The sequence below is a fragment of the Paraburkholderia sp. BCC1884 genome, from assembly GCF_900996225.1.
In the GTDB taxonomy this organism is placed as follows: domain Bacteria; phylum Pseudomonadota; class Gammaproteobacteria; order Burkholderiales; family Burkholderiaceae; genus Paraburkholderia.
On record NZ_CAAJGL010000123.1, the window covers coordinates 203,965 to 225,027 of the forward strand.

Below are 21,063 nucleotides of genomic sequence, written 5' to 3' on the forward strand. Positions count from 1 at the left end.
AGTCCGTCGCTGCAAAGATCAAACCATAACCGGCAACGACGGCAGCCCTCGCCCTGCGGGCGCATCGCAGACGCTCGCTCTGGCGACGACCCGGTCCGCGGTGCAACTTAGGAATGCAAGAAATTCGCTGGCGGGCAGCGGCCTGCTCAACAGAAAGCCCTGCATCTGATCGCAGGCAAGTTCACTGAGTGTGCGGAACTGCAACTCGGTCTCGACGCCTTCTGCCACGACCTCGATCTGCAACGCACGCGCCAGCGTCACGACAGCGGACAGCAATGCACTGCCGCGCTGGCCACCGGCGTCAAGATCGCGCATGAACGAGCCATCGATTTTGATCTGGTCGAATTTGAAGCGCTGCAGATAGCCGAGGCTTGAATATCCCGTGCCGAAGTCGTCAATGGCAACGGTATAGCCGCGCGATTGCAGCGCTTCGATCGTGTGACTCGTCTTCTCGATGTTCTGCATCGCTGCCGTTTCCGTGATCTCGAACATCAGACGGCACGGCTCGACCCCGGCTGCGGCGATCAACGCGTCGATGCGGCTCACCAGATCCGGCACATTGAACTGGATTGGCGACAGATTCACCGCCACAGAAATCGGGGGCAGCCGTTTCTCGTCCCACAGCGCAATGTTGCGGCAGACCTCGCGTAGCACCCAATCGCCGATCTCGTTGATGAGGCCTGAACGCTCCGCGATGGGGATGAATTCCAGCGGCGGAATCTCGCCGAGTTCGGGATGGCGCCAGCGAATCAATGCCTCGACGCCAGTGACCGATTGCGATGCAACGCTGAATTTCGGCTGGAATGCAATGCTGAGTTCGCCGTCGTTCAACGCACGATGCAGGTCACGTTGCAGGGTCAGCGATTTCAGCGCAGTGTGGTCCATCTTCGGCTCGAACACGCGGAAGGTGTTGCGGCCGCCCTGCTTGGCGGCATACATGGCGGCGTCCGCGCTATGCAGCAGTTGCTCGGCATCGCCACCGTCACGGGGATAAAACGCAATGCCGATGCTCGCGCTCACACGCAGCGGCAACCCGTTGACCGTGATCTCCTCGCTTAGCCGTCGCAGGACGCCCTCGGCAACGGTCTCGGCCGACGACGCATCGGACAGGGTCTCGACCACGATGACGAATTCATCTCCGCCGAGTCGGGCAACCATGTCGGTATGGCGCAACGCCTGGCGCAGTCGCTCAGCGCACACTTCGAGCAGGTCGTCACCGACACCGTGGCCGAGCGAGTCGTTGATCGACTTGAAGCCGTCGAGGTCGATGAACAGCACGGCGAACATCGACTCTTTACGCGCGCATTCGACGATCGCCTGCGCGATGCGCAACGAGAGTTGCTGGCGGTTCGGGAGGTTCGTCAGCGCGTCGTGCGTGCCCAGATAGTGCAACTTGCGGTTGGCGCGCCTGAGTGAGGCGGACAGGCTGCTTGTATGAAAACCAAGCAAGGCGAGCGTGCCGACCAGGGTGGTGAATGACGTCGCCGTGACGCCGAGCGCGAGCCAGTTGGCATCGAGCCTACCGCCGGAGAGGCAAAGGCTTCCGGCGGCGAAGTTGGCGGCGCTCATGCCGAAATAGTGCATTCCGGTAATCGCGAATGCCATGATGAAGGCCGCGCCGAGCCGTTTTACAACCAGGTTCTCAAGGTCTGCGGTGCGCAGCGTAAAGGCGAGCCAGAGCGCCGCCATCGAAGCGGCGATTGCCACACCTATTGACAGGACGACCTTCCAGATCGTGTATTCGATTCCCGGGGACATCTTCATCGCGTGCATGCCGGTGAAGTGCATGGCGGCCACGCCCGCGCCCATCACCGTTCCCGCAACGCACAGACGTCGGTACGACAACGTTCCGCGGCTGGCAGTGGCAAGCGCGATCAACGACGCGCTGATCGCGAGTAACAGCGACGCGGCAGTGAGGGTGAAATCATAGCCGACTGCAATCGGCAGCGAGAACGCGAGCATGCCGATGAAGTGCATCGACCAGATACCGACTCCCATTGACACCGCACCACCGGCGAGCCATAAAGGGCGCCGTTTCGCGCTTGCGAGTGCATTCAGGCCGCCGGACAACTCCACTGCCGTGTAGGACGCAAGAAATGCGACTACCAGCGACAGGCAGACCAGCAGCGGGTTGTATTGTCCAGTCATCGGCCCTCTCTCTCTTTTTGTATCAGTCCTGTTCGACTGCTTCTTCTTTCGCGCCGATCTGGCCGCGGCAAGCCGCGCCGCGTCACGCGGCACATGCCCACCGGTGCTTTATCGACAATCTGACGGATAACTTTATGCATTTCCCGCATCTGAGTGCGGTTCGTACGAAATAGAAGGTTCGGGTGGCCTTCGGCAGTGGATAAGGGCGAACCATGGTGGTCGCTTGCCGGATCAGGCAACGGGATTAGTGCGGCCACCGTCGCCTCGAGGCGATAAAACCGGCGCGATACTTACACGTCCGCGACCGGCTTCCGGATAATGCTTATCTCGCCATCGCGCTCCAGAATCGCGCTGTGAACTTTATCGAGCGCCTCCGTCCCGAGTTCCTTCCTCACCGTTTCAAGAATGTCGGTTCGCGACACGAGTGCAGCAAGCATCTGTTGCCGGTCGAAACTCCCATCGCGATACAACTGGCGCTCGACACCTCCCACAAGCCGTTCCAAAGCGTGCGACCGTACGCACGCCCACGCCAACGTTCGATGCATGAACACGATGACTAGCGACGCGGCGAACGTCGGCAATGCTGGCGACGCACCGACTATCGCGCGACTCATCGTTGCGCCCAGCAGTATGGCGACGACATAGTCGAAAGGTGAGCGTTGGCCGAACGAGCGCCGACCCGAAATTCGAATGAAAATAAGAGCGATGAGAAATGTTGCTGCCGCGCGTGCTCCCATTTGAATGGCGGAGAGGTCCTTGCCCTCTCCGAACAGTGCAATAAGTGCGTTTACGTTTGTCTCCTTGCCGTTCTTGTGAGTGCAGCCGTCGCCGTCAGGCCGACCCGCATGCACCCTGCAATAAACGTCGGACTCTGCAATCCCTATGCCCGATGCCGCCGCCGTGCGCCTGCGCGACATGCGTTGGGCTGGCGGTTGGAACAGCCTTCTGAAGACCGTCGACGCGACGCATCAACGCCGGAGTCCGACGATGCCGCACCATGCTCGCGTTCCGGCCGCAACTTGGGCTCAGGCTGGCAGTTATGTTCTGTGGCAATTGTCAGTGAAGCGCTGACTGCGGGAGCGCGGGCCTGGCGGGCATACCCGTTGCGCAGGGATGTTCTCTATCTAAAAAATTTTGGAGGACATATGAGCACATTGAACCCACAAGGCGGCGCGCGGATTGTCGGTGGCGGCACGGGCGACGGACCCGGCCCCAACGTGATGACCAGTTCGACCCTCGACGGCACAAAAGTCATCTCGTCGGACGGCGAAGACATCGGCAAAATCTCCGACATCATGCTCGACGTGCAAAACGGCAGGATTGCATATGCGGTGCTGTCGGAGGGTGGCTTCCTTGGGATGGGCACGACGCTCCATGCGATACCGTGGAATGCGCTGACGCTCGATACGGAGGAGAAATGCTTTCACGTCAGCATTGCCGCCGAACAAATAAAGAGCGACCCGGGCTTTGACAAGGACCATTGGCCGTCCATGGCAGATTCGACGTGGGGCACCACCGTCCATCAGTATTACAACCGGAACCCCTACTGGTCGGCGTCGCCTGAAATCGACCCGACCCGCCCGGGCGATATCTAAATCAGAATTCGTGCGCGGCGGGCCTGTACGGCGAATCTGACCGCGCACGGATGCTATCAGGGAGACAGCGATGAAATCAGCCAACAAGGCGGCGATTTGTTCCGTTTTGATGCTCATGTGCGCAGGAACAGCATTCGCTCAAGGCGCTGGAGGCGGAAATGGTGGCGGCGGTAGCGGCGGCGGGTCCGCCGGCCAGGGTGGCACCGGAATGAGCACCCCCAACGCTGGCGGGACAACCGGTACTACATCGACTTCAAAAGGCTCTACCACGATGAAGTCACCTACTCGAATGCCTCAGAACGACCCGCATGCCAAGGGTGCGTCCGATACTGCTGCTTCGGGTGCCCAATAAAATTTTCTACAGGTACGAGAGGCGAAATTTGCGAGGTGCACTGGCCGGTGATTCCAACCCGGTTACGTGGATGTTCCGCCGCGTGACCGTTGTGGATGGTCGGCCGCCCTGCAAAACCACGCTAAGGGCGGGACGTGTCCGGCACAAACGAGACACGCAGCCGACACGACCACCACACTCTACATCGCACACCGTTATGGCGACGCCAACGCGTGCGACATGCAATTTGTCGAGCTCGCACTCGGGCTACGTTGAATCAGCGAACCGGGCCCACCGCGCTTAGCCATTCCCACCGTGCCACAACGTCAGTTTGTTCGACACCACCAGTACCCCCGGGACGGTTCGCGCGATTTGCTCAGCCTGACGGATCTGATCGGCGCTGTGCACCGTCCCGCTGAGGAACACTGCGCCGTCGCGCGCACGGACAAACACGCCCGCCACATTGAAACCAGGCGCCTGGGCCAGTGCTTGCCGGACTGCCCTCGACAAGGCGCGGTCAGACTGCCCCTCAGCGTCGCCACCGATCGGCTGCTGCGGTGCGGGCACGGTGTACGTCGGACCCGTCTGCACGCAAGCCGACAAAGCCGTCGTCACCCCTACAGCCGCCCACAGAGTCCACACAGGTTTTCGGATCATGACCTTTGTCCGGTGGCAATTCGTGGCACTCGCCAAAGCACTGCCTATATGGAGCCCCCGGGGGTATAGCTAATGCGGACGTTAGCCGCAAGAGCATCGTCGGAGGCGAGTTTCCCGTCGACTTCGCTCAGGGCTTCGTCTCCTCTGACCCGGGGCTCCTGACATCGGCAAAGCGGCCCTGTATCGCGACGAGCTGGTCGTCGGTGGTCGCCACCACCCACGAGCGCGCGTGCTCTGCGATTTGGCGGTTGTGATCTTTCAACGGGCCCATTGCCGCGGCTGACTTCCAGACCACGGGGCCAATCCGGCTGCTCCTGCCCGACGGCGCACCCACCAGCAGGCAATAAGGCCCAAGGGGAAGCGAAACAAAAGGAAGGGCCGGACTGGCGCGCACGCGCCAGTCGATGAACGGCGCCTCGCTGAAGAGCAGCGGCGTAGGCAAGCCGTAAAGCACACTGAAATCGTATAGCGCCAATTGTTCGCGCGTGCCCACGTACATACGCCGGATATCGGCGACTACGGCAGCGCGGATTTCATCTTCGAACATAGGTTCCTGCGCGTAACGAGCGAAGGCCTCCCGGGCGCTCAACTGGTATGCGCTGAACAGACCGAGGTCCATGCAGTCCCGCACTGCGCGCTGGACCTCCGCGATCGTGCCGGCTTCTTCGGGCTTGCCTAACTGGGTGGCCCTCAAAAACCGCGCAAGCCCTGCTTCCTGAATCGCAGGACCTTCCGTCGACGAAGCTTCGTCAGGATCCTTGTCGAGCTGAACGTAAATGTATTCTTCGTCCGCGAAGCGCGACTTCTTGCCTTCGTCGAACTTGACTTCGCCATCGGTGCAATCCAGATATCGAGTGCCGACTCGGCCATGCTCCCAAATCCAGTTCTTGAGGAGCGGACGTAACGGATGCAGCCTTTCTTGATTCGTCATTGGAGCCTCCAGTTACCCCAGTATAGATCTACGTGGTCGCTTCCTCTGTCAGGCGGAGACATCGTCGCGCAGCGGGTAGTCGAGCTTCGAGCTTCGAGCGCGAGATCGGAATTGCGCGCCGCTCGGGCCGTGCTTCATGACGACAGCCGTTACCGCCTGTATATACGCGAGCCTGCGTAGCTATCCGTTCTTAAATATTTGTCAGCGGATGCTCCCGTTGCTTAGCATCAGAGCCTCTGCAACGACACGAACGTGATCCAGAAAATGAAAAGAGAAAAATTCCTTAAAACAGCGCTGGCCGTTCTGACTCTCGGCTGGGGTATCGCGGGTACTCAGGTGGCTCAGGCGGCCGAGCAAACGATCCGGGTAGGCATCATGTCCGGTGAAGACGAAGACGTCTGGCGCGCGGTCGCAGCGAATGCGGCCAGGCACGGCCTCGCGATCAAGGTCACGACCTTCAACGACTACACGCAGCCGAACGAGGCACTGTCCCAGCACGACCTGGACGCGAACTCGTTCCAGCACAAGCCTTACCTCGATGCGCAGATAGCCGCGCGCGGCTACCACATCGTGCAGGTGGGTTACACCTATGTTCAGCCGATCGGTCTGTATTCACGCAAGGTCAAGTCGGTCGCCGATTTGCCGACCGGCGCGACCATCGGCGTGCCGAACGATCCCAGCAATGAAGGCCGCTCGCTGCTCCTGCTGCAAAGCCTGGGTCTGATCACACTGCGCAGTAACGTGGCGCTGCTGCCCACCATTCGCGACATCGCGAACAATCCGAAGCAGATCCACATCAAGGAACTCGACGCGGGTATCGTCGGACGCGCCATCGGCGATCTCGATGCGGCGGTCATCAATACGGATTGGGCCATCAAGGCCGGCATCAAGATCCCGCAGGAACGCATTGCCCAGGAGAAGGTTGCGGGCAATCCGTATCGCAACTTCCTCGCAGTGAACGAGAAGGATGTGAACGCGCCCTGGGTGCATACGCTGGTCGAAAGCTACCAACAGCCGAACGTCGAGAAGGTCATCCTCGATGTCTATCACGGCGCAACGTTGCCGGCCTGGAACGAATCGTCCAGGTAAGTTTCAAGCCGCGCGGGCTGCGTCCCGCCAGCGCGGCATTCGTAGGCTTCTGCGGATTCAGGCCTTATCGGAGAAGCGCCTTGAACCAGTCGATCGCTGCACGCGACGCGGTTTCGAGCTCAGCCCGGCAGGGGTCGAAGTGGCCTCCCTCGATCATGGCGAGCCGCTTCGGTTCGAGCGCACGCTGATACGCCTTGAGCGCGAGTTCCGTGGCATCTCTTCTTTGCTCGCCAAAATGATGTCCTCGTTGCATCAATCGTCAGTCAGTTCGACGAGCAGGCGGCCAAGATCCATTTCCGCGTCACGTGTCTGAAAGCCGCGCCCGATCGCGGCCTGGATTCGCTTCTGTGCCGCCGGCTCGCGTACGCCCTCGCCAAACAGATCCGAGTCGTGGCGAAAATCTTCGATTGGTGCGAGCGCGATCGAATTGACGCGCCGCTTGACGACGGCACTTCGAGCGCGCGAAGCGGCCCGCGCGCACATCGAACACTCCGCCAAGGTGATTTCATCGCTTCCCGACGCTGGGGAAAAAATGCTATCTGAGCCCGCTTTGGCACGACTGCTGGGATCGATGCTGCAACGAGATTGAACCTGCGGCGTGGGCTTATCGGCGCTGGTGGAAAAGTTCGCGCCCGCTATAGATACCCAGAAACACGCCGATGAGCATAGCGGCTGTCGCCGACGATTCGTCGAGCCCCGTGGGCGCCGTCGACGACGAGGCGTGCCACCAGAGTCCCGCGCCGACGGCCGTCATGAAAAAGCCGAACAGGAGACCCCACACCGGCCCCGTCGATTGTGAACCCGCTAGTCTGTGAGACATTTTCATCGTTCTACCCTTCCGTCCTGCACTGACGTTTTTTGTTCCCGCGTCCCGCGAGTTGAGCGCTTGCACGGCTAATCCGTAGCCTACTTAGCCACAAAAAAATCGACAATCGCGACAAAAATGATCCGGGCGAAGCATCGAAACCAGCGGCCCGGTCGAGAACCGCCTGCGTTTCCCGCTCGAAGTCGTCACGGCAGTCGTCGACGTCTGGGGTGTGAGCAAACCGTTCAGGCTCTGAACAGCCGTGGCCGCTCCGCGAAGACCGGGCACGCCGCCTGTCTGAACTCATCGCGCCCGATCCGCTTGTCCATCTTCCGATCGCGAGCAGAAGATCGCCGGCTTTTCGAATACGCACGGGAATCGACGCGATCGCCTGAATTACCTTAAGGTAATTACAAGGACCTAGGTCGAGGTATCACCATGGAGATTTCCCCGGACGCTCTCAATATCGTTCGCGCGCGATTCAACCGCTATCTTCTGTTCGCAGAGTTCCTGGGACTGGTAGCGACAGCGCTCGCCGCCGTCGTTGCGATGGGCCAGGAGATCAGAAACATGGTGTTGAGCGGAACCGTCACCCTGACGGATCTCCTGCTGATGTTTCTTTATCTGGAAGTACTGGCGATGGTGGGTCAGTATTTCAAATCCGGACAACTGCCCGTACGGTTTCCGCTCTACATCGCCATGGTGGCGCTCGCGCGGGAACTGATTCTAGGCAACGGTACTGCCACGGGTTCGCACATGCTGGAAACCGCCGGTGCCATTCTCGTGCTGGCACTCGGCGTCCTCGTGATCCGCATCGGTCAGGTCAAGTTTCCGACACAGGACGACGGCAAATTCGAGAAGTAGTGGCTTAACGCGCTCAGGCGTTATGGGTTTTTCTTCGCCAGCTCTGCGGTTAGCGCCTTTAGTCCGTCTTCGTAGATCCCCTGGAAGAGTTTGACCGCCTCCTGGTCGCTCACGCCTTTCGGTGTGAAGCGGCCAGACCATTCGACCCGGCACGCGCTCCCCCCGTTATCGACGACCTTCAGCGTCGACACATAGTCCGTCACGGGAAACGGTGCCTGGAGAATGGCGTAGCTGTAGCTTCGCGCGGCGTTGTCGAATGCGATGAGTCGCTCGACTATCGCATCGCCATCCGGATTCGCGAGATGCCGCACGCGCCCGCCCTCACTCAACTCGCTCTTCGGTATATAAGGCAACCAGTCCGGCAAGGAGCCGAAGCCGCCAATCAGTTGCCATACCTCGTCCGCAGGCAGCGAGACGTCGATACCGGTAGATGCTTCAGCCATGACAACCCCTTATTATCGGTCGATTGGCAACGGTGCGACTGGCGAGACGAGTCCTTCCGCACGCATCTCGTGCCAGAAGTCGTCGGGAATTTTCGCGCTCAGCGCGGCAACGTCTTCGGCGATGCGGCTGGGATGGCTCGCACCTGGAATAACGGACGCCGATGCCGGATGCGCAAGCGAGAATTGCAACGCCGCAGCCTTGATCGGAATCTGATGGCGCTCAGCCAGCGCTTTGATGCGTTCGACTTTAGCGAGAATCTCGGGCGACGCCTTCTGATATTCGAAGTGCGATCCGCCCGCGAGCACCCCCGAGCTATAGGGGCCGCCGATCACGATATCGACCTTCTTCGCCGCAGCGGCCGGCATCAGACGTTGCAGGGCAAGTTCATGATCGAGCAGCGAATAGCGGCCCGCGAGAAGCATGCCGTTGGGGTGCGCATCCTGCAGGTCCAAGGTCAGTTCGATTGGCTCCACGCGATTCACGCCCAACCCCCAGCCCTTGATGACACCTTGCTCCCGCAACGTCGTCAACGCCCGAAATGCCCCTGTGCGTGCTGTTTCGAATAGTGCAAGCCAGCCATCGCCATGAAAGTCCTGCGCGATGTCGTGAATCCAGACGAAGTCCAGACGATCGACCCGCAAGCGCTTCAGGCTGTCTTCGATTGATTTGTGGGTTCCGCTTTCCGAGTAGTCGTAGAGGATACGATTCGGCCGACCGAACTCGAACAAGCCACCTTTCTCGCCAAAGTCGCGCTTTCCGGTTTCCACTTCGTCCAGAATGATGCGACCCACTTTGGTGCTGAGAATGTACTCGTCGCGCTTATGGCCGGACAACGCCTCGCCTACCCGCAATTCCGACAGGCCCGCACCGTAGAACGGCGCCGTGTCGAAATAGCGAACGCCCTGCTGCCAGGCCGCCTCGACGGTTTCCAGCGCTTCTTCCTGCGGAATGTTCCGGAACATATTGCCCAATGGCGCGGCACCGAAGCCCAAAGGACCGTTCAACAAGCTGCTTCTGATACTCATAGCTGGCTCCCGGGGCACGACGACCCCAATTCAGTTGACTAACTTAGCCGCGGTCATACCGGCGTTGGTTTGAGTTCAGCTGACCCACCTGCCAAAGCAGGAACGCCGCAGCCGCGGTACCGGACGCATCCGTTGAAACCCACTGCGTTGTCTGCATTAGTTCGAACTACAGATGGGTTAAGTTAGCTTCGTGAGGTGCCGGGAACAAGCCCTACAAAAGTCGCGTGTCGTCGCGGAGAAATTGCGTGACCTTATACCGAGGTATATATCGCGTGATTTTCGGTTCAGGTGCAATACACGTGACGACAGCTCGCAGAAAAACTACGCACGTTCGAAGTCACTGTCCGTCGGGCAGTTCCGGTCCGCCATCCGGTCCGAGCTCCATTTCGATCTGCTCGATCGATGGCAAGTCGGGCACGAGCGGAGCGGGGATATCACGCAGCAGCTGATATTCGGCTACGCCCATCGGATTGGCAATGCCACGCAACGCGTACTCCGCGACAAGCCGATTGTTTTCCTTGCAGAGCAGCAGCCCGATCGTGGGATGGTCGTCGGGCGCCTTCACTTGGGCGTCGATCGCCGACAGATAGAAGTTGAGTTGGCCGGCGTACTCGGGTTTAAACGGCGTCGCCTTGAGTTCGACCACGACGTAACAGCGCAGTTTGAGGTGATAAAACAGCAGGTCGATAAAAAACTCGTCGCCGGCCACCTCGAGCCGGTATTGTCTGCCGACGAAGGCAAAACCGGCGCCCAGTTCGAGCAGGAAGCGCGTGATGTGCCGGGTAAGCGCGGTCTCGATGTCCCGCTCCTGGGCACTCTCGGTCAGTCCGAGAAAATCGAAAATGTACGGGTCCTTGAGCGCATCGCGAGCGAGGTCGGATTGCGGCGGCGGCAGGCGATGGGGGAAATTGGTCACGGCACTCCCCTGGCGCTCCTGCAGCCGGCTCTCGATCTGCATCACGAGCACATTGCGCGACCAGCCGTGCTCGATGGATTTGACGGCATACCAGGCGCGCGCTTCGGGCTCCTTCAGCTTGTCCAGCAACGTGATGACGTGAGACCACGGCAATTGTGCAACAGGCTGTTGCACAAATTCCTCGCCGGGCCAGGCCTCGGCCAGCGCACGCATGTACTTCAGATTTCGCGGAGAAAATCCGCGCATATCCGGAAACGCCGCGCGTAGATCGCGCGCCAACTGGTCGACGATTTTCGCGCCCCAGCCTTGCTGCCGTTGCCGCTCGAGGATCTCGCAGCCGATCTGCCAGTACAACGACACCAGCTCCCGGTTGACGGCCACGGCGGCCCGCTGCCGTGCCTGCTCGACGCGGGATTTGAGGCCGGCGAGCCAGGCCAGGTAGTCAGCGCTAGTGAAGGATACTTCGGTCATAGGGCCCAGAGTGAATAGCAACGGCAACGTCTACCAGATTGCATCGATTATCGATGCTCACGCTTGAGAGGGCAATCGACGGCGGTCGCCGGGCGGTGGGGCATCGGCGCGGCGCTCGCTGCCTACTTGCTGGTCTGCCGGCTCACTGGCTGCGAAGCAGCGGCGCCGGGGGCGGCCGCGACTGACCGTTAGTTGCAATATGGGGAATTGGACAACAACGCTACACTACGGATTCCATCCTTCTCCGTCCGCATGCACGCACATGTTGTCGGTCCTTCGGATTGTCGTGTGGTCCATCCGTCACCGGTTTAGCGTGATCGGGTTTTCGCTTGTGCTGGCATTCACGAGCGGCTACTACGTCGTCCATCACTTCAAGATCAACACCGATACCAGCCGCCTCCTCACCGAGAGCAAGCGCTGGAGTGCATTGTCGGACGCGCAGAATCGCGCGTTTCCGCAGCGTGGCGGCTCGATACTCGTGGTTGTCGAAGCGCAAATCCCCGAATTCGCCGACACCGCCGCCAATGCCCTCACGAATGCGCTGCAAAAGGATTCGGGCCGATTCACGTCGGTCACGCAACCGGGCGCCGGAGCGTTTTTCGCTCACAACGGACTGCTCTTTCTCCCCTTGCACGACGTGCAGTCCACCATGAATCAATTGACGCAAGCGCGTCCGTTGATCAATGCGCTGGCCCACGACCCCAGCCTCGCCGGCCTTGCCAATCTGCTGACAACGACCCTGCTTCTGCCGCTCCAGATCGGCACGGTCAAACTGAGCGAGATGGCACCGCTTATCGATCGCAGCGCGACGGTGCTCGACGGCGTGTTGGCCAATCAGCCCAGCGCTTTCTCCTGGCGCACGCTGACCGATCACAGTGCGAAGCCGCCTGCCCGCTCGTTCATCCTCGTGCAGCCCGTGCTGGATTACGCGTCGCTGAAAGCGGGCGGCGGCGCGACAGAGTCCATCCGCAAAACCGCTGCCGCGCTGAATCTCGATGCGAAATATGCAGCGCGAGTGCGCCTGACGGGCGAACAGCCGCTCGCCGACGACGAATTCGCGTCCGTCCAGGACGGTGCGGCTGTCAATGGCGCCGCGACGTTTATCGTCGTGCTGGGCATTCTGTGGCTCGCGCTGCGTTCGGCCAAGCTGGTGGTCAGCGTCTTCATCACGCTCATTGTCGGGCTGCTTGTGACGGCTGCAGTCGGGCTCATGATGGTGGGCTCGTTCAACATGATTTCCGTCGCGTTCATGGTGTTGTTCGTCGGTCTTGGCGTGGACTTCGGCGTCCAGTTCACGGTCAAATACCGGGACGAGCGCTTTGCCGATGGACGACTCCTGAGCGCGCTGGTCAATACGGCCAGCAAATTGGGCGCCCGATTGCGGCTTGCGGCCATCGCCGTTGCGGTGAGCTTCTTCTCGTTCGTTCCGACCGCCTATCGCGGTGTCTCCGAACTCGGAAAAATCGCGGGTGTCGGAATGATCGTCGCCTATCTGACGAGTGTGACGCTCTTGCCCGCGCTCATCAAAGTGATGCGCCCCGGCAAGGAGACCAGTTCGCCGCACTTCACGCGACTCGCCGGCGTCGACGAGTTCCTCGAGCAGAACCGCAAGGTGATGCTGGTCGTAGCAGCGGTGATTATTCTGGGTGCGTCGCCGTTACTCCTGCATCTACGCTTCGACTTCAATCCATTGCATCTGAAAGACCCGCACTCGGAGTCGATGGCGACACTCAATGCGCTAAGGGATTCACCGGAGACCGGCGTCGACAATGTTCGCGTGCTGGCCAACTCGCTCACGGACGCCGACAAAGTCGCCACCGGTTTGTCGGCGCTTCCCGAAGTCGGCCGCACCATTACCCTCACCACCTTCATTCCCACCGATCAGCCGCAGAAGCTCCCAGCAATCGCGAGCACAGCAGAGGCTCTGCAAACTTCGCTCACGCAAACCGCAGCGCCTGGCGTGAACGATGCAGCGCGCGTCGACGCCTTGCGACGCGCGGCGAACCAGTTGTCGCTCGCTGCCGACGACCATCCCGGCCCCGGCGCAGCGCAAGCGAAACGGCTCTCGCAAACGCTGACGAAACTCGCCGAAGCCTCGAGCGCCACGCGCGACCGCGCCGAATATTCGATGACCGCGTCATTGAAGATCGCACTCAATCAGCTCTCGACGCTGCTCAAGCCCGCCGAAATCACCCGTGCGAGTTTGCCACCCGATATCGCAAAAGACTGGATGGCCGCCGACGGCCAAGCCATCGTCGAAATCTCGCCGAAAGTGCCGGCGGGCGTCGATCCGGGCGACGACGCGATGCTGCGACGGTTCGCGCGAGCTGTCAGCGCAGCGCAGCCGGATGCGATCGGCGGGCCGATCTCGATCCTTCATTCGGCCGATCTGGTGATCAAGGCCTTTGTCGAGGCGAGCGTGTATGCGCTGGTCTCGATCATCGTTATTTTGTGGTTTGCGCTACGCCGGTTCGACGACATGCTTCGCACGGTCGTGCCGTTGCTGGTCTCCGCGCTGGTGACGCTGGAGCTTTCCGTGGCACTGGGCTTGCAGCTGAATTTCGCCAACATCATCGCGTTGCCGTTGATGCTTGGCGTAGGTGTCGCGTTCAAAATCTACTACGTGATGGCATGGCGCAGTGGTGAAACGCGGCTGCTCGAATCCAGCCTCACGTATGCGGTATTGTTCAGCGCAGGAACGACCGGCGCGGCGTTCGGCAGCCTCTGGTTCTCGCATCACCCCGGCACCTCCAGTCTCGGAGCGTTGCTTGCGCTATCGCTGATATCGACCTTGATCGGCGCCGTCGTATTCCAGCCAGTCTTGATGGGCAGGCCACGAGCGGCGCAAATTGAAACGGTCAGTCAGACAGGGTAAGCGCGTTTCCCGTTGCTCACTTGCCGCCCGTGACGTCGAGGAAAGTGCCGGTGATAAAGGACGCCTCGGCGCTTGCTAGCCAGAGGATCGCCCGCGCAACCTCTTCAGGCTGACCACCTCGTCCCATCGGGATCGAGTCCTTGACGCGATCCACGCGCCCCGGCTCTCCGCCGCTGGCATGCATGTCGGTATAGATGTGTCCGGGGCGAATGCAATTGACCCGTATTCCTTCCCGCGCGACTTCTTTTGCAAAGCCGATCGTGAACGTCTCGACGGCGCCCTTCGACGCAGCATAGTCGACATATTCGTTTGGACTGCCGAGCCGGGCCGATGCCGATGAGATGTTGATGACCGCGCCGCCCCGCCCATTGTGACGATAAGCCATCCGCTTGATCGCCTGCTGTGCGCAGAGGATAGGGCCGATCGAATTGACGGCGAAAATACGCTGCATACGCTCGAATTCAAGATCTTCCAGGCGAGACTGGGGCGCCAGTACCGCGGCGTTGTTCACCAGAACATCGATCCGACCGAATTGCCGGTCAATCTCGGCGAATAGTTGAACAACCTGCTCCGGATCCGCGCTATCCGCCCGCACGGATAAAGCCCGGCGCCCCAGCGCTTCTACGTCGGCTGCCACCGCAAGGGCGGCTGATTCGTCGGAGACGAAGCTTATCGCTACATCGTAGCCTTGTGCAGCAGCAAGCCGCGCGGTCGCCGCGCCTACGCCACGACTTCCACCCGTGATAAGAATCAACGGCGCCTGCGAGACGGTATCCATTTAATGAGCCTTCATGTGATGGTGTTGCAATGCTTTACGGCTGGGTCTGACTGAATGCAGCCACAAGAATAACCATAGCGCGATGCAAAGACAAAGCAGATTAAGTCCCGGCTCGCGTTAGGAAAACTGCTTCGACAGAAAGCATGCTGACCGCCGCGCGATATCTCGTGCCCGGTTTCCTTCGATATAACGTGCAATCGAGAAAGAAGCCGAATCGACCGCGAGATAGACTGCGAACGCTGCATGAAGGGCGCCGCCCTGCCGCTCTATATCTATCGCGACCCGGGTTCTCTCGTATCGCTCGGCCATTCTTCTGCGGTCGGCAGTCTGATGGGCGGTCTGATTGGCAAAAATATGTCTGTCGAGGGGCTTCTTGCACGCTACATGTACGCATCGCTGTATCGGATGCATATCGCCGCGCTACGTGGTTATCCATGGATGGTGCTGGACATGTTCGCGGATTGGATGCGCCGCAAGATCGCGCCGTGCGTGAAGTTGCACTAACTATCCCGCGATCGGTTACGCCGCCTCGCCACTCGTCGCAGCGGTCACTTCGAACGCCGCGCCCGTTTCGAAGAATGAGCCGCCGGCCACGTAATGGCAGGTACGTAGATCGGGATCGTCGCCGAAATGCCAGCGGTTGTTCGAATACACGCGGGTGTCCGCATAGGCCGCGACCACTTCTCCAATAATCAGATCGAGCCGCTGACTGTCGTCGGGAATCACCTTGCATTCCAGCCACGCAATGCAGCCGGACATCATCGGCACATCGATGTTCTGAGCCGGAAATGTTTCGAGACCGAAGGTCGAGAATTTGTCGAGATCGACGCCGCTGTGAGTGCCGACCGCCAGCGTCTGCGAGGCAAACGCGCGGCTGGGCAGTTGCAGGCCGAACACGCCACTCGCCCCGATCAGGCGGCGCGTCTGCGTATGGCTATCAACCACGACCACCACCTTGGGCGGGTCGAAATCGAGCGGCATCGCCCATGAGGCCGCCATCACGTTCGTGCGCCCGCCATGTGCGCTGGTAACTATCGTGACGGGTCCGTGATTCAGTAGTCGCGTCGCCCGCGACAACGCGACGGGTTCTCGAGTAACTTGCATGCGTCCTCTTCGCGTCGAAACTTGTGAACGTAGTTCGGCATTTTATCATTCGGCCCGATTACGCATGTCGACCATGCGATTGAAACCGGAGCGAACCAACGTCCAACGCGCCTTCGTATAGCGTTCGCTCCGGTCGTCGACGGCCGACCATTTCTTACCGCCCACCCTATCGGTGTTTAATGCCCTTCTTCGCGCACGCCGACGTTGTTGGCTATCGACGTCACCCCTGGAACCTTGGAAGCGATAGCCGGAACCTTGGAAACGTCATCGCCCTCGGGCACGGTGCCGTCCAGCGTCACCACGCCACTTCTCGCCAGAATTCTGATGTCATCGACATTGAGTTGGGCTTTCTCCAGGGCTTTGCGAACATCGCGAGCCAGTTTCCGGTTCGCTTGCCGCTGCGTCTTCGCATCAGTAGCGGCCGGAGTCGTTTGAGCAAAAGTGACAGGTGCAACCACGATCGCACCGATGGAAATCGTCGTTGCAGTAAGAATGCCGATTGCGCGGGCAAGCATTGAGTTCACGTTCAACTCCTTTGAGTGAGAAACCGTTTAAAAAAGTGCTGCTGTACAAGCCATCATTCCGTAACTAACCGCCTTTGTCTTTTTCAATCGCCCTGTTTTTTACGCATAGTCACGGGGAGTCCCCGCTTCACGCCCGCGCGTTACTATCGTTCCATCAGCGATGCAGCGCGCGTGATATCGCGTATGCTGAGCGCTGTGAAATACTTTCCATGACTGATCGTGCCGGAATCGGATGAATTACCTGCGATGAGCGCAAACCCCCTGTTCGACGTCGAATGGGATGCCGGAGAGCTCGGCTGCGGCGAACTGTTGCTCAAGCTGCGGACGAAGCTACGTGGCATGCCCGGTCAGGTGATCAGACTGGTCGCCATGGATCGAGGGGCAATCGAAGATATTCCGTCGTATTGCCGTATCACGGGTCACCAGCTGCTGCTGGCCGACCCCCAGAAGGGCATTTTCCTGATCAAAGCCAAAGGTTGACGCCGCGCACGGTGGAGCGGCGTGGATCTCGATCCCGTCCACCGATCGTAAGGAGAATATCGTGTCCGGAAAATTCGTGGTCAGTCTGACTCGAGCCAAAGACGACACCGATCGCGCCACGGTCGCTTTCGTCGTGGCCAACGCGGCGGTCGCCAGCGACAAAGACGTTGTCGTGTTCCTGAATGTCGACGGCACCCATCTATCCCAGTCCGGTTACGCGGACGATATCCATGAGCCCGGCTTCGCGCCGCTCAAGGAACTCATCACCAGCTTCGTCGACGCAGGGGGCAAGATTTATGTCTGCTCGCCGTGCTTCAAGAAGCGCGCACTCGATGAAGACAAGCTGATTCCCGGCGCCAAAATCGTCGGCGGTGCGATGCTGGTCGAATTCATGGGCGAAGCCTGTCCCAGCCTGAGCTACTGAGGCGCCCACGACAATTCGGACAAGGTTCGTTGCCGGTGCGGCCGGCATCGATTCGTCCCTGACCGCTCGCATCGTTCGGGCCGCCTTAGCGCGCAAGGCCCTCCGCTGCGGCGTCAGCCCCCCGCTACCTACACCTCGCGCAGCCTCTATGGGACCTGCTTGATGGACGCTTCGACGCACCACCTCTACACGCCGGCCGTCAGCTTCGACGGCGGCGATCTCGATTGCGGAAATGGCCTGCTACTGCTGATTCGCAAGCATATCGACCCGCTCGAGCGCGGCCAGTTGCTCGAAATCCGCTCGACCGACACCTCCGTCGAATCGGATTTGCCGGCGTGGTGCCGGATGACAGGCAATCAACTCGTATCGTGGACAAAGACCGGCAAGCGGCGCAGCTTTCTCGTCAGCCGGGGCTCGTTCACAAGCGAAGCATCGCCGCCGCTCCAGGCGCAAACCGAAGCTTCGCGGGACGCACACCCACGCGCGTCGATCCACGTGGTACCTGTCACGATTCCGGACACGCTGCCGGCGCCGGCGCCCGCGCCCGCCATTCAACCGCTTGCCGTGATGGGCATCGGCAGCTGGCCGCGTCCACGCTGGATGTTGCAGGCCTTGCATGAGCACATCGAGGGCAAGCTCGACGCCGCCAGTTTCCAGTCGATTGCCGATGATGCCGTCCAGCTCGCAATCGCCGCACAGTTGCGCGCAGGCGTCGACGTGGTCACGGACGGCGAGCAACGCCGCGACGCCTACGCGAGTTTCGTCGGCGGCCTGCTCGACAATTGCCAGCTGATTCCACTCACCGACCTCCTTCCCTACGTCGACGATCCTCAGACGTTCGAGCAGGAGTTGCGCGCGCTCGACGTGCCGGCCGGCGAGGTCCGTCATCCGGCTGTATTCGGTCCAATCGGGCGCGGCAAACCGCTTGCAACGCACGAGCTAGCCTATGCGCGCAGCCTGACGGACCGTCCAGTGAAGGTGGCGTTGCCGGGCCCCTATCTGCTGACTCGCACGATGTGGATGGAATGCATCTCGGAGCGCGCCTATCAGAATCGCGAGATGCTCGCAGTGGATATCGTGCGGGTGCTGCGCGAGGAACTCGCGGCCTTGTTGGCGCAAGGCGCCGCACTCGTGCAATTCGACGAACCCGTGTTGTCGGAAGTGGCGTTTTCCGGCACCACCAGCCAACGCAGCTTCATGTGCGGTGCGCTATCCGGAAAGAGCGACCCTGCCACTGAACTGGCCTTTGCGCGCGATCTGCTCAATGCGGTGGTCGAAGGATTTCCACAGGATCGGGTTGCCATGCACATGTGCCGCGGAAACTGGACGACCGACGAGAGCAAGGCGATGACTGGCGACTATCGTCCACTCATCGACATCCTCGCTGCACTGAACGTCGGTACGCTCTTCCTCGAATTGTGCACGCCGCGCTCCGGCGAAATGGCGATACTGAAACAGCTGCCTGACCTGCAGCGCATCGGTATCGGCCTTTGCAATCAGAAACATGCGCATGTCGAATCGCTCGAACATCTGCTACACAAAGGTGAGGAAGCAATCAGCCTGTTCGGCAAAGAACGCGTGCTGTTCAATCCAGACTGTGGATTTGCGACATTCGCCGATGCACCGGTCAGCAGCAGCCAGATTGCCGAGGCAAAGCTGCGCGCACTTGCAGAAGCCGCCATGATTTTGCGGGATCGGCACAGCGTGTGACCGGACGCCGGAAAAACCGGCGATCCTTTTCAAATCGAACGGAACGGCTCGATTGTGGGTTCGCACGTTTTATGAACGCGCATTTGCAACCCGCATGTTTCGGCCGACTGGATTACCGTAGGGTCGGGACGCAAAAATTACGCGACCCACTGCACCTCAACGGGCTGCAGTAGCGGGTCTTTCACATCAAGACAGCGCCGATAGATCCTCTTCCAAATCATTGACTGGGTGCATCGATGGATGACAGACAAGGTTCTAACCCTTCCCCCGTCGGTTCTTTCATTATCATTGCCGTCGTGGTGGTCGTGATCGTCGCGGCTTTCGTTTTCACAGCGGGTTGGCTTTCGCCCGGACGATTGACTCCCGCCCGGCTCGTCGACAAGCTCGCGCCGCCGGGCGGCGCGGCGCTGGGATATCGGCGCAATCACGCAAAAGGCATCTGCTTCACCGGCACGTTCGAATCCAATGGCAACGCGGCTTCGTTATCGAAGGCGCCGATGTTCGTCGCCGGCTCTTATGCCGTCACCGGCCGATTCAATCTGGGAACGCCCGATCCGAAAGCAGCAGACCCGACAGTGCGTGTGCGCGGCCTGGGGTTGCGCATCGTCGCGCCCGATGGCAGCGAGTGGCGCTCGGCGATGATCGACGCACCGTTCTTCGCCGTCGCCACCCCTCAGGCGTTCTATGCGTTGCTACAGGCGCTCGGAAACAAAGACGACCCCGATGCGATGAAGCATTTCATCGCCGCTCATCCCGAGTTTCCCGCATTTTTTAAGTGGGCAAGCACCACGCCCATGACCGGCTCGTATGCGCAGGAACGTTTCAATAGCCTCGACAGTTTCGTATTCACGAATGCTACTGGACAGGACAGTACCGTACGCTGGTCGCTGGTACCGGACGCGACGCCGCAAACCCTGTCCGCAGAAGAACTGAAGCAACGTGGGCCGGATTTTCTGGATGCGGATATCACCCAGCGCGTCGCCAATGCGCCGCAACGCTGGACGATGATCGTTACCGTGGCCAATCCGGAGGATCCGACGGCCGACCCCAGCAAAGCGTGGCCCGATGACCGCCGCACAGTGACGGCCGGCACACTGGTCGTGAAAGCCATCGAGTCCGAACCCGACGGGCCCTGCCGCGATCTCAACTTCGATCCCACCGTGCTGCCAGGCGGCATGCATGTATCGGACGATCCTTTTCCCGCCGCACGCTCAGCTGCCTACGCTGTGTCGTTCAATCGCCGAACCGCCGAAGACAACCACTATCCGCATACCGACGCGGGAGGATCAGGACAATGAGCCCGACTACACTGCGTTTTACAGCGCTGCAGCGTACCCTGCACTGGTTGATGGCGATCTGTATCCTGGCGATGCTCTTTATCGGTGTCGGCATGGTATCGACGATTCGGCCGGACTCTCTGTCACTGGTATCCGCCCATAAGCCGCTGGGCATTCTCATTCTTGTCCTGGCGCTGATCCGGCTCGTCGTCAGATTGAGGCGCGGCGCGCCGCCCTTGCCGGAAGCGATGCCGCAGGTTATGAAGTTGGCTGCGCATCTGTCACACCTGGCTTTTTACGTGCTGATGATTGCGTTGCCGTTACTCGGCTGGAGCATGCTGTCTGCCGCAGACTATCCCGTCGTCATACTCGGGATTCAATTGCCGCCCATCGCACCGCATAGCAATGGACTGCATACGCTGCTATGGAATGCCCACCGGTTTCTCGCGCTTTGCTTTTTTGCGCTCATTGTCGTTCATCTGGCGGCGGCCCTGTTTCATGGACTAATCCGACGCGACGGCGTTTTTCAAACCATGGCGCCGTGGAGTGCATCGCGTTCGACACTTTCCACGAGCACTGATCTGCCACGCGACAGTAGTGTCACGCGAAACTAGA

The 21,063-nt window shown here is 60.3% G+C and carries 21 protein-coding genes and 1 pseudogene; 10 read left to right on the forward strand and 12 right to left on the reverse strand.

The genetic code is table 11. The annotated features are described in order from the left end of the window. Nucleotides 1-18 precede the first annotated feature (18 nt). The gene (locus FQ705_RS28505) at nt 19-2,148 is read right to left on the reverse strand and encodes a putative bifunctional diguanylate cyclase/phosphodiesterase (RefSeq protein ID WP_144147141.1); all 2,130 of its coding nucleotides are present in this window, start codon (nt 2,146-2,148) and stop codon (nt 19-21) included. Nucleotides 2,149-2,438: 290 nt separating this feature from the next. Next, nucleotides 2,439-2,885: a DUF421 domain-containing protein gene (locus FQ705_RS28510; protein WP_144147610.1), complete on the reverse strand. Its 447-nt coding sequence runs from the start codon at nt 2,883-2,885 to the stop codon at nt 2,439-2,441. Between the two features lie 408 nt (nt 2,886-3,293). Here FQ705_RS28510 and FQ705_RS28515 point away from each other — a divergent pair, with 408 nt between their 5' ends. Next, the gene (locus tag FQ705_RS28515) at nt 3,294-3,743 is read left to right on the forward strand and encodes a PRC-barrel domain-containing protein (protein WP_144147144.1); all 450 of its coding nucleotides are present in this window, start codon (nt 3,294-3,296) and stop codon (nt 3,741-3,743) included. Between the two features lie 631 nt (nt 3,744-4,374). Here the strand turns inward: FQ705_RS28515 and FQ705_RS28525 are convergent. After that, nucleotides 4,375-4,731: a BON domain-containing protein gene (locus FQ705_RS28525; RefSeq protein ID WP_144147150.1), complete on the reverse strand. Its 357-nt coding sequence runs from the start codon at nt 4,729-4,731 to the stop codon at nt 4,375-4,377. Between the two features lie 127 nt (nt 4,732-4,858). Beyond that, on the reverse strand, nt 4,859-5,662 hold the full coding sequence (locus FQ705_RS28530) for a hypothetical protein (RefSeq protein WP_144147153.1): 804 nt from the start codon (nt 5,660-5,662) through the stop codon (nt 4,859-4,861). 264 nt (nt 5,663-5,926) lie between these two features. Between FQ705_RS28530 and FQ705_RS28535 the strand changes: the two genes are divergently transcribed. Further along, on the forward strand, nt 5,927-6,751 hold the full coding sequence (locus FQ705_RS28535; protein ID WP_144147156.1) for a MetQ/NlpA family lipoprotein: 825 nt from the start codon (nt 5,927-5,929) through the stop codon (nt 6,749-6,751). 252 nt (nt 6,752-7,003) lie between these two features. Here the strand turns inward: FQ705_RS28535 and FQ705_RS28540 are convergent, their stop codons facing one another. Further along, nucleotides 7,004-7,234 carry a hypothetical protein gene (locus tag FQ705_RS28540; RefSeq protein WP_144147159.1) on the reverse strand — a complete coding sequence of 77 codons (231 nt, stop codon included), beginning with the start codon at nt 7,232-7,234 and terminating at the stop codon, nt 7,004-7,006. Between the two features lie 121 nt (nt 7,235-7,355). Then, nucleotides 7,356-7,571, reverse strand: coding sequence for a hypothetical protein (locus FQ705_RS28545; protein ID WP_260854649.1), 216 nt, complete (start codon nt 7,569-7,571; stop codon nt 7,356-7,358). Between the two features lie 423 nt (nt 7,572-7,994). On the opposite strand from FQ705_RS28545, the gene FQ705_RS28550 reads away from it, so the two are divergent. After that, nucleotides 7,995-8,420 (forward strand): phosphate-starvation-inducible protein PsiE, encoded by a 426-nt coding sequence (locus FQ705_RS28550; protein ID WP_144147165.1) that lies wholly within the window; start codon nt 7,995-7,997, stop codon nt 8,418-8,420. Nucleotides 8,421-8,440: 20 nt separating this feature from the next. On the opposite strand, the gene FQ705_RS28555 is transcribed toward FQ705_RS28550, so the two are convergent. From FQ705_RS28555 to FQ705_RS28565, 3 genes are all read right to left on the reverse strand, one after another. Further along, nucleotides 8,441-8,863: an SRPBCC family protein gene (locus FQ705_RS28555; protein WP_144147168.1), complete on the reverse strand. Its 423-nt coding sequence runs from the start codon at nt 8,861-8,863 to the stop codon at nt 8,441-8,443. A 12-nt stretch (nt 8,864-8,875) separates the two neighbouring features. Next, on the reverse strand, nt 8,876-9,889 hold the full coding sequence (locus FQ705_RS28560; protein ID WP_144147171.1) for an aldo/keto reductase: 1,014 nt from the start codon (nt 9,887-9,889) through the stop codon (nt 8,876-8,878). A gap of 337 nt (nt 9,890-10,226) precedes the next feature. Continuing rightward, nucleotides 10,227-11,276, reverse strand: coding sequence for a YhcG family protein (locus FQ705_RS28565; protein WP_144147174.1), 1,050 nt, complete (start codon nt 11,274-11,276; stop codon nt 10,227-10,229). Nucleotides 11,277-11,538: 262 nt separating this feature from the next. Between FQ705_RS28565 and FQ705_RS28570 the strand changes: the two genes are divergently transcribed. Continuing rightward, complete coding sequence (locus tag FQ705_RS28570) at nt 11,539-14,151, forward strand: MMPL family transporter (protein ID WP_144147177.1); 2,613 nt, start codon at nt 11,539-11,541, stop codon at nt 14,149-14,151. 16 nt (nt 14,152-14,167) lie between these two features. Here the strand turns inward: FQ705_RS28570 and FQ705_RS28575 are convergent, their stop codons facing one another. Further along, complete coding sequence (locus FQ705_RS28575; protein ID WP_144147180.1) at nt 14,168-14,929, reverse strand: SDR family oxidoreductase; 762 nt, start codon at nt 14,927-14,929, stop codon at nt 14,168-14,170. A 243-nt stretch (nt 14,930-15,172) separates the two neighbouring features. Here FQ705_RS28575 and FQ705_RS28580 point away from each other — a divergent pair. Next, nucleotides 15,173-15,433: pseudogene (locus tag FQ705_RS28580) on the forward strand (NAD(P)/FAD-dependent oxidoreductase); the annotation flags it as partial. A gap of 15 nt (nt 15,434-15,448) precedes the next feature. Here FQ705_RS28580 and FQ705_RS28585 read toward each other — a convergent pair. Next, nucleotides 15,449-16,033: a flavin reductase family protein gene (locus FQ705_RS28585; protein WP_144147183.1), complete on the reverse strand. Its 585-nt coding sequence runs from the start codon at nt 16,031-16,033 to the stop codon at nt 15,449-15,451. 176 nt (nt 16,034-16,209) lie between these two features. Further along, entirely contained in the window at nt 16,210-16,548 is a 339-nt protein-coding gene (locus FQ705_RS28590) for a BON domain-containing protein (RefSeq protein ID WP_260854660.1), read from the reverse strand. 255 nt (nt 16,549-16,803) lie between these two features. Here FQ705_RS28590 and FQ705_RS28595 point away from each other — a divergent pair, with 255 nt between their 5' ends. From FQ705_RS28595 to FQ705_RS28615, 5 genes are all read left to right on the forward strand, one after another. Next, nucleotides 16,804-17,037 carry a sulfurtransferase TusA family protein gene (locus FQ705_RS28595; protein ID WP_144147189.1) on the forward strand — a complete coding sequence of 78 codons (234 nt, stop codon included), beginning with the start codon at nt 16,804-16,806 and terminating at the stop codon, nt 17,035-17,037. A gap of 61 nt (nt 17,038-17,098) precedes the next feature. After that, nucleotides 17,099-17,461, forward strand: coding sequence for a DsrE family protein (locus FQ705_RS28600; RefSeq protein ID WP_144147192.1), 363 nt, complete (start codon nt 17,099-17,101; stop codon nt 17,459-17,461). 162 nt (nt 17,462-17,623) lie between these two features. Beyond that, complete coding sequence (locus FQ705_RS28605; protein WP_144147195.1) at nt 17,624-19,171, forward strand: sulfurtransferase TusA family protein; 1,548 nt, start codon at nt 17,624-17,626, stop codon at nt 19,169-19,171. A 236-nt stretch (nt 19,172-19,407) separates the two neighbouring features. After that, on the forward strand, nt 19,408-20,469 hold the full coding sequence (locus FQ705_RS28610) for a catalase family peroxidase (RefSeq protein ID WP_144147197.1): 1,062 nt from the start codon (nt 19,408-19,410) through the stop codon (nt 20,467-20,469). Next, nucleotides 20,466-21,062 carry a cytochrome b gene (locus tag FQ705_RS28615; protein WP_144147200.1) on the forward strand — a complete coding sequence of 199 codons (597 nt, stop codon included), beginning with the start codon at nt 20,466-20,468 and terminating at the stop codon, nt 21,060-21,062. Before FQ705_RS28610 ends, FQ705_RS28615 begins: the two co-directional genes overlap by 4 nt. The last annotated feature ends 1 nt before the right edge of the window (nt 21,063 follow it).